At 67.3% G+C, this 11796-nt stretch carries 12 protein-coding genes; 4 read left to right on the top strand and 8 right to left on the bottom strand.

Going from position 1 to position 11796, the window contains the following annotated elements; translation table 11 throughout:
• The coding region (locus AC1D1S_RS06695) for a phosphatase PAP2 family protein (RefSeq protein ID WP_476994046.1) at positions 1 to 584 on the top strand (584 nt) is incomplete at its 5' end.
• Here AC1D1S_RS06695 and AC1D1S_RS06690 read toward each other — a convergent pair.
• On the bottom strand, positions 578 to 1792 hold the full coding sequence (locus tag AC1D1S_RS06690; protein WP_476994045.1) for an MFS transporter: 1215 nt from the start codon (positions 1790 to 1792) through the stop codon (positions 578 to 580). The genes AC1D1S_RS06695 and AC1D1S_RS06690 overlap by 7 nt on opposite strands.
• 397 nt (positions 1793 to 2189) lie before the next feature.
• Complete coding sequence (locus AC1D1S_RS06685) at positions 2190 to 2924, bottom strand: ANTAR domain-containing protein (RefSeq protein ID WP_476953105.1); 735 nt, start codon at positions 2922 to 2924, stop codon at positions 2190 to 2192.
• A gap of 115 nt (positions 2925 to 3039) precedes the next feature.
• Here AC1D1S_RS06685 and AC1D1S_RS06680 point away from each other — a divergent pair, with 115 nt between their 5' ends.
• Positions 3040 to 3336, top strand: a complete 297-nt coding sequence (locus AC1D1S_RS06680) for a PqqD family protein (protein ID WP_476994044.1) — start codon at positions 3040 to 3042, stop codon at positions 3334 to 3336.
• Positions 3336 to 4232: a nucleotidyltransferase family protein gene (locus tag AC1D1S_RS06675; RefSeq protein WP_476994043.1), complete on the top strand. Its 897-nt coding sequence runs from the start codon at positions 3336 to 3338 to the stop codon at positions 4230 to 4232. The genes AC1D1S_RS06680 and AC1D1S_RS06675 overlap by 1 nt, the downstream gene beginning before the upstream one ends.
• A 10-nt stretch (positions 4233 to 4242) precedes the next feature.
• On the opposite strand, the gene AC1D1S_RS06670 is transcribed toward AC1D1S_RS06675, so the two are convergent.
• The 3 genes from AC1D1S_RS06670 to AC1D1S_RS06660 all read right to left on the bottom strand — a co-directional run bounded on the left by AC1D1S_RS06670 (position 4243) and on the right by AC1D1S_RS06660 (position 6894).
• Positions 4243 to 5520: a MinD/ParA family ATP-binding protein gene (locus AC1D1S_RS06670; RefSeq protein WP_476994042.1), complete on the bottom strand. Its 1278-nt coding sequence runs from the start codon at positions 5518 to 5520 to the stop codon at positions 4243 to 4245.
• A 130-nt stretch (positions 5521 to 5650) separates the two neighbouring features.
• Positions 5651 to 5773, bottom strand: a complete 123-nt coding sequence (locus AC1D1S_RS06665; protein WP_476943840.1) for a hypothetical protein — start codon at positions 5771 to 5773, stop codon at positions 5651 to 5653.
• 305 nt (positions 5774 to 6078) lie between these two features.
• A complete protein-coding gene (locus AC1D1S_RS06660; RefSeq protein WP_476994041.1) occupies positions 6079 to 6894 on the bottom strand; it encodes an MBL fold metallo-hydrolase in 816 nt (271 codons plus the stop codon).
• Between the two features lie 221 nt (positions 6895 to 7115).
• Between AC1D1S_RS06660 and AC1D1S_RS06655 the strand changes: the two genes are divergently transcribed.
• On the top strand, positions 7116 to 7757 hold the full coding sequence (locus AC1D1S_RS06655; RefSeq protein ID WP_476994040.1) for a TMEM175 family protein: 642 nt from the start codon (positions 7116 to 7118) through the stop codon (positions 7755 to 7757).
• 42 nt (positions 7758 to 7799) lie between these two features.
• On the opposite strand, the gene AC1D1S_RS06650 is transcribed toward AC1D1S_RS06655, so the two are convergent.
• From AC1D1S_RS06650 to pdhA, 3 genes are read right to left on the bottom strand one after another with little or no spacing between them, the layout of a single operon-like run.
• Positions 7800 to 9383 carry a dihydrolipoamide acetyltransferase family protein gene (locus tag AC1D1S_RS06650; RefSeq protein ID WP_476994039.1) on the bottom strand — a complete coding sequence of 528 codons (1584 nt, stop codon included), beginning with the start codon at positions 9381 to 9383 and terminating at the stop codon, positions 7800 to 7802.
• Between the two features lie 2 nt (positions 9384 to 9385).
• A complete protein-coding gene (locus AC1D1S_RS06645; protein WP_476994038.1) occupies positions 9386 to 10498 on the bottom strand; it encodes an alpha-ketoacid dehydrogenase subunit beta in 1113 nt (370 codons plus the stop codon).
• Positions 10495 to 11748, bottom strand: coding sequence for a pyruvate dehydrogenase (acetyl-transferring) E1 component subunit alpha (pdhA, locus tag AC1D1S_RS06640; RefSeq protein ID WP_476994037.1), 1254 nt, complete (start codon positions 11746 to 11748; stop codon positions 10495 to 10497). Before pdhA ends, AC1D1S_RS06645 begins: the two co-directional genes overlap by 4 nt.
• Positions 11749 to 11796 lie beyond the last annotated feature (48 nt).

The raw sequence follows: 11796 nt of genomic DNA, 5'->3' as shown, positions 1-11796 counted from the left end.
GCGCCAACGTGGCCACCCAGATCCTCAAGGACCTGGTGCCGGTCCGGCCGTACCGCGGGATCGAGACGCTTGAACTGAACTCGCTGCCGTCCGGCCACACGACGATGGCCGCCTCGGCCGCGGCGGCCGTGTTCCTTATGGTCTCGCCGCGCTGGCGGCCGCTGGCAGGCTTCCTGGGCGGCAGCTTCGCCGTCGCCACCGGGGTGTCCACGCTGATCAACCAGTGGCACCGTCCGGCCGACGTCGTCGCGGCGTTCCTCGTGGTGGGGGCCTTTATGCTCCCGGCCGGCTGGCTGATCATCCGTACCGGCCGGAGCTGGAACGTCTGGGACGGCTACAACGGACACTGGGCGTCAGCCAGGTTGTGGGTGGTGCTTCCCGTCCTCACCGGTCTTGCCGCGGCCGGCGTGGCGGCCTATGCCTTGCTGAGCATCGGCCCGGGCGGCCAGGAGATCAGCACCACCAGCTACTTCTGGGCCGGGACTTCACTGATCGTCATCACGGGCTACCTCGCCACCGTGGCCGGTGTCTGCCTGTTCGGTCATGCTGCACGACGCCGGCGCGGGCCGGGCAGCGGTCAGTAGTTCCGGCGGTGTTTGAGCCGGGGAATGGTGACGGCGAAGACCGCGGCGGCCGCGAAGCCAATCACGCCGGTGGCGGCCACCCCGGCCCCGAGCGAGGCCACGGCGGTCACACCGGAGAGGAGCACCGGCCCTCCGGTGGCGCCGGCGTCGGCCATGAACCGCCAGATGCCCAGGAACTGGCCGCGGCCGTTGTCGGGTGAGAAGTCGGCCCCCAAGGTCATGTTCAGGCCCGAACTAATGCCATTACCGAACCCGATCAGAAGCGCCGCGAGAAGCAGGCCTGCGAAGCCGGTGCTGAGCGGGATCAGCAGCATGGCGGTGCCCATGATGAGGGTCGACGGAATGGCCACCCATTGCCGGCCCTTGCGGTCCATCAGCTTGCCGGCCGGATAAAAGACCAGCATGTCGATGGCCCCGGACAGCCCGTAGATCAGGGATGCCTGCGTCGCGTCCATCCCGAGGTGCTCGGCCCACAGCGGGATCACCACCTGCCGGGATGCGCGCAGCGCGCTGAGCAGCAGCACCCCCATGCCGACGCTCAGGAAAACCCCGGCGTGGGACACGGCGACGCTGCGAAGCGTCGCCTGCCGGATGGGGACGCCGTCGTCCGCCGCAGGCGCGGCCACGAGGTCCGGGATGGTCACCGACAAGACGGCGGCCGCGGCCATGGCGACGACGCCTACCCAGTACGCGCCGGTGATTCCGGAGAACTGCATCACGGCAGCGCCGATGAAGGGTCCGATGAAGATGCCGATCCGGTTGACGCCGCCGAGCGTGGACAGGGCCCGTGCCCGGAGGATCACCGGCACCGCCTCGGTCAGGTATTTCTGCCGGGCCAGGCTGAAGACGCTCGCGGCCATGCCGACGACCACCATGGCCGCAGCGAGCAGCCACAGCCCGTCGGGCACGAGCGGTGCCAGTGCCGCGGCGGCGAGGGCGACGGCGCTGGCCGCCGCGGCTCCGACGATGGCCCAGCGTTCGCCGAACTTCAGCGTGATGAGCGAGGCGGGGAGGTTGAAGAACCAGGAGCCCAGACCGATCAGGGTGACCACCAGCGCGGCGACGGCCACCGAGGCGCCGAGGTCACGGGCGGACAGTGCCACCACGGGCAGGATGGCGCCCTCGCCGATGCTGAACAGCAGGGCCGGACCGAAGGCGGGGACGGCGATGCTGCGGAGGCTGAAGGGTGCGGTCTGTGTGGTGGTCATCCCCTTCATCCTAGGGCGGGCGGCGCGCCGGGGGAGCTCAGGCGTCGGGTTGCCGGCCCTAGAACTGACGGGCTAAAGCCAGGTAAACAACCGTGAACGTTACGGCAGCGAGCACAGCCAACCCAGAAAGCTGCGCCAAGCGCCAAGCGCGCCGCCTTGAGGAGTAACGCAGCTCCTCACGTGCATACATGTCGTTGCTAGTGCTCATCTGATCTCCCCAAACTCAGCGTCAAGCCGTCCCCGGCTGCGCGGGCATCTCACCCACGCGACTAAGCCTGCGAGATTGGGAAGGCGCTGGGACAGAGTGGTGAGTACTTGTCTTAGCACCACCGGACTACTTGCTTCCTTCGGAGGGCCAGCCCCGCGGAGTGCCCCGTACACGGGCCTGCCGGGGAGCTCAGGCGTCGAAGTGCGTGTGGACTTCCCCGCTGGTGAGATTCCGCAGGACGTCTGCCGCGACGTCGCGGAGCTTCTGGTTCCGGTTGCTGGACACCCGGGTGAGAATGCCCATGGCCTCGTCCTGGGAGCAGCGGTTCTGGGCCATAATAACGCCGCAGGCCAGGTCGATGGACGTGCGGTGCTCCATGGCGGCCTGCAGGTCCTCCGCCCGGGACTGCGCGGTGCCGATCCGGACGGCCAGGCGAAGGGCCCGGCCGGCGAGGTCGGCAAAGCCGGAGGCCTCGGCAGCAATTGCCTCGGTGAAAATCCCCGTGTCAGAGCCGAAGAAGTTCAGGGCGGCGGCCGCGTCCTCGCCGATTTCCAGGGGTACGCCGAGGGTGCTGCGGCAGCCATGGGCCGCGAGCTGCCGCTGGTACTCCGGCCAGCGCGGATCGGTGTCGACGTCAGCCAGCAGGACCACGGATTTGGTCCGCAGTGCGGCGATGCACGGGCCGTCGCCGAGGGTCTGCTCGATGCGGTCCAGGATGACGGCCCGGGGGCTGCTCCCGGCCACCGTCATGGTCTTCTTCCGGCGCTGCAGCGTAACGCCGCATTCGATCTCCGCGCCGGCGGCCTGGCTGAGTGTGGCGGCCGAGAATCCAGCGAGGCGGCCCAGGAAGTCCTCGACGTTCTCGGTTCCCATCAGGAGGTCCTGCAGTTGCAGGGCGGCTTCGTCCCCGGCGTTGTTGGTCATGCCTAAATCTAAGTCGGTCACCGGTGCGAAACAACTTGGCTGCCGCGCGGTAGCATGAAGCCTTGCGAGGGCCCGCGTGATGCTTGATGGCCTCTCTAGTGTCGGTGGAGGTCTCATGACGGAACAGGTGTGGCGCGTCAGTGCCGATGTCGCCTGCGTCCACAGTGCCGACGGCGATCGCGTCGCCCTGCTGCACCTTGAGCAACAGGTCCCGGTCATCCTGGTTGGGACGGCTGCCTCGGTGTGGAACGGGCTGGATGGGACCAGAACCGAGGCGGAGCTCATCGAGAGGCTTGCCCGCGAATACGCCACTGATGCTTCCGCGATCGCGGAAGACGTGATCGGGTTGATCCGCAGCCTGAGCAGCAGCGGCATGATCACTGCGTCTACGCGCGAAAACGGTGCCTGCTGATGGTCGGCGCAGAGACCCTGCATCAAGATGAAGCCGTCCTCCTGGCCACGGCCCTCGTGGACCACGTCGCCCAATCAGCCCGTCTCCAGGTGTTGTTCATCAAAGGCCCGGCGGCAAACATGATGGGGCTCCGCGACAATCACGTCTCTGCGGACGTGGATGTCCTGGTCCGCCCGGAGAACCTGGACAGAGTGGTCGAACTCCTTGGCGCGAGAGGCTGGCTCGAAAGGCCGTCAGGCGCGTCCATCGTTCGCCACTACTTCCATTCCCGGACGCTCTACCATCCGCGATGGAACTGTGACATCGACGTGCATGACAGATTTCCCGGGATGGAGGCCCCACCCGACAGTGCCTTCGATACGCTCTGGCGCGACAGGCAATATTTGGTTATGGCGGCTAGGCGTGTGCCCGTTCCTTCCCTTCCGGGGGCGGCGATTTTTCAGGCGCTGCATAGCCTTAGGTCGATGAGTGTTCCTCGCCATCGAGACGAGTACTTAGGACTGCTGCGGCGGGTGGACTCCACCCTGCGCCAGGGCATCGTGAATCTCAGCGTGCAGCTACAGGCGACGGCGGCGCTGAAACCGCTCCTGGATGACTTGGGAGTCCAAGATCTGCCAAGCTTGGTAGGACCTGTCGGCGAGGAATGGCGGTACCGAGTATCCGTTCAGCTCCCTGGCACGGTGCATCTAATTGCCCTGATTGAAAGTCCTTGGCGGGTGAAACCGCTCGTGCTCGCTCGTGCGGTGTTCCCCTCGCGGAACGTACTGCGGCAGGTCGACATCTATCTCGACGATTCCGTTGCGGGGCTCCTCCGGGCCCACGTTGCGCGCTGGCGCCGTGGGCTGGCTGGCCTTCCGGCGGCAGCCCTGAAAGTCAGGGCATCACGCCGCCGGTAGGGATACGCCCCTAGACGTACCCGTCCACGATGGCGGCGGCAATCTCCCGGTACGCGCGGCGCGTTTCCGGGCGGAGCACGTCCAAGGTGACGAGGTCACCGTCGGCCACGCCACGATCGTGCGGGACCGCGATCAGCTGGCGGCAGATGCCGGACAGGTGCTCCTCGATCGCGTCCTTGTCCACACGCGTAGACACCTCGTCCTTGTCGGTGATGACCACGATCGCGTTGCGGGCCAGGTCTTCGTAGCCGTGGCTGGCCAGCCAGTGCAGCGTGCTGCGGGCCCGCTTGGCGCCGCTGACGGCATAGCCAGCCGCGATGATCAGGTTGTCCGCCGACTGCAGGATGCCGCTCATGGCGTTGTGCGTAACGCCTGTGCCGCAATCGATCAGCGCCACGGAGTAGTACGCGGAAATGAGCTTGCGGATCCGCAGGTATTCCTCGGCCGTCAGGGAATCCGATACCTCGGGGTCCTGTTCACCGGCAATGAGGTGGAGCCTGCCGGCATGGTGCATGTAGCGGGCCAGGGCCGTGAGGGAATCGACGGACTCGATGTTCTTGAGCAGGTCCGTGATGGTGCGCGGGCTCTGCTGCTGGTAGATGCCCTCGCCGAGGGCGCGTTCGACGAGGTCGCCGGAATCGGGGTTGGCGTCGATCGCGCAGGGGGGATCGCCCCGGAACTCGGCCAGGGTCAGTCCGACGCCAACTGTGGTGGAGGTCTTGCCGATGCCGCCCTTCAGGCTTAGGACGGCCGTGTTGTAGCTGCCCTGGAGCTGGCGCGAGATGCGCCGGGCCAGCTCGTCCTCTTCACGCTGACGGGCGCTCGGGCCCAGGTTCAGCCCGCCGCCGGTCAGCTTGTAGAGGGCGCCGCGGAACCCGCCGACGGGCCGGGGCTTCTGCTCGCGGACGAAGAGGCCGGGGGAACTGATGAAGTCAGGCACCGGGGAGTCGGCCAGGGCCGCGGACCGCGTGGCCGAACGCGTGGAGCGGGCCGGCTGCGCGGGCACGGCCGGAGTTGTTCCGGGGGTCTCGGGCAACGCCGCCGGCGCTGCGCCTGCGGGGGCACGCGTTGGTGCAGCCGGCGCATCCGCCGCGGCGGCCGCTTCTGCCCATGAACTGCTCGGGGCGGTACGTCCAGATTGGACGTCGGCTTCGTTGGGCGTGATGATCGGCATGGTTCCCGTCCAGGCATCGGAGCCGTCGGCACGGCGGTCACGCCGGCGCCGGAGATCCGGTTGCTCCGAGTCCATCGTGTCGTTGGCAGTTTTGGTGTCCACCGGTTCGGACATATCTATTCCCCTAGGACTCTCAGCGCAGGCCGCTGCGTTGCTTGTTTGAATTGGTCCAAAAAGCAAGTCTAGGCGCAGGCACGGTGGTCACCTGACGAGGACCCGCAGACGCGGCCGTAAAGCGCACCTATCAGCGACGCAGAGCGAGCACCACAACGGCGATCGTTGCTGCCGCCAAGAGCACCAGGCCCACGTAGGCCCACCATTTCGGCCGGTTGCGGTGGGGGTTGATGTCGACGTACGGCACTGTCATGACTCCTGGCGCTGAGGAACGGAGGCGGGCGCGTGTCTGCGGCGCCTGAGGCGAAGCACCACGTAGAACACCGCGGAGAGAAACACGAGACTCCCGAGCAAAATGCACAGCGCCAGGACATAGCCGGGCAATGTCACAGGTGAGACCTCCTGAGAGCAGCGACATCATTGGCGCGAGCCCCGGGGATCCCCATCCTTGGGCAAGCTGGTCGCTGGCGAGAGCGGGTCCACGGAAAGGGACCCGGAGATGAGGTTACTCACAGGCTACCGGCGTTGTCCATCCGGCGCGCCCTGAGCCCGCCATCCTCATCGGTGGGCCCGCGTGTCCTGCAGGCGCTTGATGAACCAGCGCGACTGTTCGGGGCCGTACGGCAGGATCGGGATGGCCTTGGTTGCATCGTCCGGGGTTTCCCGGGTGGCCTGGATCGCCTGCCGGACCGCGGTGGTCATGGTGTTGGCCATGGTCTTGACGAACTGGTCCGAGCACGGCTCGCCGTGGCCGGGGACCAGGAATTCGTAGCGGTGCCGCAGCGCGGAAAGGTGCCGGAGGGCGTCGGCCCAGTCTTCGGGGAATGAGTCCTCGAAGGACGGGTGGGAACCCTGTTCGACGAGGTCGCCGGCGAAGAGGGTGCTCGCGGTGCCGACCAGGAGGTCGCCGTCGGTATGGCCGCGGCCCAGATAGAACAAGGTGGTGGCCTGTCCGCCAAGATCCACCAGGACCGGCTGGTCCTTCACGATGGCGTTCGGAACAACCAGCTCGGCGTCGGAGCCCTGACCGGCCGCCATTTCGGGTTCCGCCAAGGCCACAAGCCGGCGCTGCTCGTCGCCGTTCTCCTCAATTTCCGCGGCGCAGTTCTCGTGTGCCCAGAATTCCGTAACGCCCTCACTGGCGAAGACGGCGTTGCCGAAGAAGTGGTCATAGTGGGCGTGCGTGTTGACCACGACCAGCGGCAGCCCGGTCTTTTCCCGCACGGCAGCCAGGATCTCGCGGCCCTGCCGGGGCCCGCCGCCGGTGTCGATCACCATGGCGCGCTCGGTGCCGACCACCAGACCTGTGTTGAGCAGGGAACCTTGAGTTGTCAGTACGTAGTTGTCCGGACCGACCTTGAGCCATCGTGACATTGAATCTCCGTATTTCCGACGCTTTTCCGGCATTGTTGGTCCAGCGTTGTTGATGCTGTACAGGCCTCGATTCTACCCGCGCTGGCTGGCATTTCCCTTCAGGGCATGCCCTTCCGGTCCCTGTGGCGGGTATGCCCGGACCCCTCGTCTTGGGCCGCGCCGCGGTGTAGCCTGTGGGCTACTTCCGTCGATGAGCCAGTTGCTCTACCGAACGATTGGGGGTGGCGCTCCCGTTGAATGCCGGCACTTCCGTGGAGCGGATGGTGTTCTTCAGCGATGCCGTCTTCGCGATCGCCCTGACCCTCCTGGCCCTGGACCTGAAATTGCCCGAGGGCATCCCCGCGGAGCAGCTGGACAGTGCCTTGGTTGCGGCCTGGCCGCAGTTGCTGGCGTACGCTCTGTCCTTTGTCATCATTGCCGAGACGTGGATGTCGCACCATTCCGACTTTGCCCTCATCCGCCGCTTCAATGCGAAGCTGGCCTGGCTGAATCTGGCACTGTTGTTCTTCATTGCCATGCTGCCCGCTCCGACGTCCATTCTCAGCGACTACGGGGACGACCCCACGCCGTGGCCGAGCGTTTTGTACGCCGCCAACATTGCCGCGGTCTATCTGATGTTGGCGACCATCTGGGGTTACGCGAAGCACGCCGGGCTCATGGACCGCGAGATGGCCGCCCACGTCCACCGCCGCATCTTCTACGCGCGCATGGCCGTGGCGCTGGTGTTCCTGTTCTCGGTTCCGGCGGCGTTCGTCCTCAACGCCTACACGCCCTTCGTGTGGCTGCTGCTCCTGCCGGCGTCGTGGCTGGCGCGGTGGCTTTCGGCACGGCCGGAAAAGAGCGCGGGGACCGCACACAACTGACTGTGCTGTCCCCGCCCTCATGCGGAAATCACCGGGGGGTGCTCACATGTCCGCGAGCGCCGACCCCGGGTTCTCGATCGCGTCGGCCACGTAGCGCAGGAAACCGCCGGCCGCGCCGCCGTCGCACACCCGGTGGTCGAACGTGAGCGTCAGCTCGGTGACCTTGCGGACCGCGAGCTCGCCGTTGACCACCCAGGGCTTGTCGATGATCCGCCCGACACCGAGGATCCCCACTTCGGGGTGGTTGATGATCGCCGCGGAACCGTCAACCCCGAACACACCGTAGTTGTTCAGCGTGAACGTGCCGCTGCCCAGTTCCGCCGGGGTCGCTTTGCCCTCGCGCACGACGGCGGTGAGGCGGCGGATCTCGGCGTCCAGTTCGCGGGCGCTGAGCTTGTCCGCGTTCCGTACCGACGGCACCATCAGTCCGCGGTCGGTCTGCGCCGCGAACCCGAGGTTGACGCCGTCGAAGGCCACAATCTCCTGCATCGCGCCGCCCGCAGCATCCTCGGTGGTCACGATCCGGGTGTTGAGTTCCGGGAATTTCTTGAGCCCGGCAGTAACAAACCGTGCAATGAAGGCCAGCAGGCCCGGGGTGTTGTGCGGGTCCGCCTTTTTTAGCGCGGCACGCATCTCCACCAGCGCCGTGGCGTCCACGTCCACCCACACCGTGGCTTCCGGGATCTCGGAGCGGCTGCGCGACATGTTCGCCGCGACCGCCTTCCGCACGCCCCGGACCGCCGTGCGTCCGGAAATACCCAGCCCGGTGCGCGCGTCGGTTCCGGAACCCGTGGCAGGCGCGGCCGGCGCGGCCGGCTCCGTAGCAGCCGGACGCTCAACCATCGGCGACGGCTTGATGACGGCCTCGACGTCGCGCCGCATGATGAGCCCGCTGGCCCCCGAGCCCTGGAGTTCCCCCAAATCAACCCCATGATCGCGCGCCATCCGGCGAACCAGCGGAGAAATAACCGCCCCCAGCTTCCCGGGAACCCGGGTGCGCATGAGCACCAGGTCATCGGCAGCCTTCTCGGCAGCCGAGACCCCGGAAACCGACTCGGTCCCCGCAGCCCGCTTAGGAGCCCGGGTCCGCCGGGCAATCCCATGCCCGCCCGGAGTCCCATAACCGATCAGGACATTGCCGGACCCGGCCTTCTCCTCCTCGCGATAAGCCTCAGCCGCAACAGCAGCAGGCGAAGAAACAGGAGCGGGAGCAGGTGAGCCAGCAGCGAAACCAGCCGGCGCGGATGATGCCGCCCCGGGAGTGGCATCGGGCCTTCCGGAGCCGGCAGCATCGTCCGCAGGACGAATGCTGTCCGGCGAAGGGGCGGGGGCGGAATCATCCGTACCGGCCCCACCAGCGGAAACGGAGGAAGCAGCAACACCAACCGGCATCACAGAGATCAGCGGCTTGCCGACGTCGAGCGTCTGGCCGGGCTCGCCGTGCAGCACGGCCACGGTGCCGGCGTACGGGGAGGGCACCTCCACCATGGACTTGGCGGTCTCCACCTCGGCGATCGGCTGGTCCACGCGGATCTCGTCGCCCACGGCCACGAGCCAGTTCACGAGCTCGGCTTCGGTGAGGCCTTCGCCCAGGTCCGGCAGGAGGAATACTTTCGGTTCGCTCATGGTCAGTCTTCCCACTGGAGGTCGTCAACGGCGTCGAGGATGCGGTCCACGCCGGGCAGGTAGTAGTGCTCGAGCTTCGGCGCCGGGTAGGGCACGTCGAAGCCGGTGACGCGGCGGATCGGTGCGGCCAGGTGGTGGAAGCAGCGTTCCTGGACCCGGGCGACAATTTCCGAGGCCACGGACGCGAAGCCGTGGGCCTCGGCGATGACCACGGCGCGGCCGGTCTTGCGGACCGAGGCACAGACGGTCTCGTCGTCGAACGGCACGATCGAGCGGACGTCGATCACTTCCAGCGAGCGGCCTTCCTCGGCGGCGGCGGCCGCTGCGGCGAGCGCCGTCGGAACGGACGGACCGTAGGCGATCAGCGTGGCGTCAGTGCCGGGGCGGGCGACGGCGGCCCGGCCCTCGGAGGACGTGCCGCGCTCGGTGTTCGCTGCGTGCTCGGCGCGCAGCGCGTCCAGGTCCACCTGGTCCTTGGACCAGTACAGCTTCTTGGGCTCCATGAACATGACGGGGTCATCAGAGTCGATGGCTTCGCGAAGCATCCGGTAACCGTCGGCCACGGTGGCCGGGGTGAAGACCTTCAGGCCGGCGGTGTGCGCGTAGTAGGCCTCGGACGAGTCGCAGTGGTGCTCCACTCCCCCGATGCCGCCTGCAAACGGGACCCGGATGACCATGGGCAGCTTCACGGCGCCCTTGGTGCGGTTGTGCATCTTGGCGACGTGGCTGACGATCTGTTCGAAGGCCGGGTACGCGAACGCGTCGAACTGCATTTCGATGACCGGGCGCATGCCGTTCATCGCCATGCCGACCGCCATGCCGACGATGCCGGATTCGGCCAGGGGGGTGTCGAAGCAGCGGCTCGTGCCAAAGGTCTTGGTGAGCCCGTCCGTGATGCGGAAGACACCGCCGAGCATGCCCACGTCCTCGCCGAAGACCAGGACCGACTCATCCGCGTGCATGGCGTCCGCCATCGCGGTGTTCAGGGCCTTGGCCAGSGTGATGGTCTGCGGGCCGGCCTGCTCGGCCGCAACAGCAGCCTTGGCGGCGGCGCGGGCGGTCGCGGCGCTGACGTTGCCGTTCGCCTCGGAGGACGTGGTGATGGTGGGGCTCATTTCCCGGCCTCCCTTGAGATGGATGCGGCTGCGGCAGATGCGGTTGCGGTGGATGCGGCGTCGCGGGCCAGTTCGTCGGCGAGCATGGCGGACTGTTCTTTCAGCTGTGGTGTGGGGGTGGAGAAGACGTACTTGAAGAGATCCTGCGGTTCCACCGAGACCTCTTCGCTGAGGCCTTCGCGCAGCTGGGTGGCTACCGCTTCTGCCTTTTCGGCGATCTTGGCGGCACGGTCGTCGTCCAGCAGGCCGCGGTCCGTCAGGTAGGTCTGCATCCGGCTCAGCGGGTCCTTCGCCACCCATTCGGCGACTTCGCTGTCCTGCCGGTAGCGGGTGGCGTCGTCGGCGTTGGTGTGCGCCTGCATCCGGTAGGTGTGCGCCTCGACGAGCAGCGGGCCGGAACCTTCCCGGGCCAGCTTGACGGCCCGGCCGAGGACGGCGAGCAGGGCCACGACGTCGTTGCCGTCCACGCGTTCGCCGGCCATGCCGTAGCCCACGGCCTTGTGGGCCAGGGAGGGCGCAACGGACTGGTGCGCGAGCGGCACGGAGATCGCGTACTGGTTGTTCTGGACGAAGAAGACCACGGGCAGGTGGAAGACGGCGGCGAAGTTCAGGGCCTCGTGGAAGTCGCCTTCGCTGGTGGCGCCGTCGCCGCACATGGCCAGGACCACGGTGTCCTCGCCGCGCAGCTTGGCGGCGTGGGCCACGCCGACGCCGTGCAGCAGCTGGGTGGTCAGCGGGGTGCACTGGATGCCGACCTTGTTCTTGGCGGGGTCGTAGCCGCCGTGCCAGTCGCCGCGGAAGAGCGTCATCGTCTGGACCGGATCCACGCCGCGGGCCATCACGGCCACGGAGTCGCGGTAGGTGGGGAACAGCCAGTCACCCTCGGCAAGGCACAGTGCGGCGGCAACCTGGCACGCCTCCTGGCCGTGGCTCGAGGGGTAGACGGCCATGCGGCCCTGCCGGACGAGTGCGGAGTTCTGGTCATTGACGCGGCGGCCGATGACGAGCTGCTCGTAGGCGGCCATCAGTTCGGTCTCGCTGGGCAGGCTGTACTCGTGCCCCGGCTGGGTTCCCTGCTCCGTGTGGGGATTCAGGGTTCCGCCCGGGCCCACCATCTGGATCTGGTGGCGTGCGGGCAGCATGTAGTCCTCAACGGTGATACCGAACTTGCTCACGGCATCACCGGCTGGATCTTGTTGCGCGGCCTGCCGCGCAGCTGGCTGCGCAGCGTGGTCTGCGGAGATCGTCATTGGTCCGTCCTTCTGTAGCCACTAATCTTTCCCAGTATGCCGCCAGCC

It is taken from the genome of Arthrobacter sp. P1_A5 (assembly GCF_056406825.1).
The sequence above is the reverse complement of the archived record's forward strand: the minus strand, read 5'-3'. Positions and strand labels throughout refer to the sequence as shown.

Coding starts and splice junctions, on each gene's coding strand:
- AC1D1S_RS06690 (WP_476994045.1), bottom strand. CDS start 1,792: ATGACCACCACACAGACCGCACCCTTCAGCCTCCGCAGCATCGCCGTC.
- AC1D1S_RS06685 (WP_476953105.1), bottom strand. CDS start 2,924: ATGACCAACAACGCCGGGGACGAAGCCGCCCTGCAACTGCAGGACCTC.
- AC1D1S_RS06680 (WP_476994044.1), top strand. CDS start 3,040: ATGACGGAACAGGTGTGGCGCGTCAGTGCCGATGTCGCCTGCGTCCAC.
- AC1D1S_RS06675 (WP_476994043.1), top strand. CDS start 3,336: ATGGTCGGCGCAGAGACCCTGCATCAAGATGAAGCCGTCCTCCTGGCC.
- AC1D1S_RS06670 (WP_476994042.1), bottom strand. CDS start 5,520: ATGTCCGAACCGGTGGACACCAAAACTGCCAACGACACGATGGACTCG.
- AC1D1S_RS06665 (WP_476943840.1), bottom strand. CDS start 5,773: ATGACAGTGCCGTACGTCGACATCAACCCCCACCGCAACCGGCCGAAA.
- AC1D1S_RS06660 (WP_476994041.1), bottom strand. CDS start 6,894: ATGTCACGATGGCTCAAGGTCGGTCCGGACAACTACGTACTGACAACT.
- AC1D1S_RS06650 (WP_476994039.1), bottom strand. CDS start 9,383: ATGAGCGAACCGAAAGTATTCCTCCTGCCGGACCTGGGCGAAGGCCTC.
- pdhA (WP_476994037.1), bottom strand. CDS start 11,748: ATGACGATCTCCGCAGACCACGCTGCGCAGCCAGCTGCGCGGCAGGCC.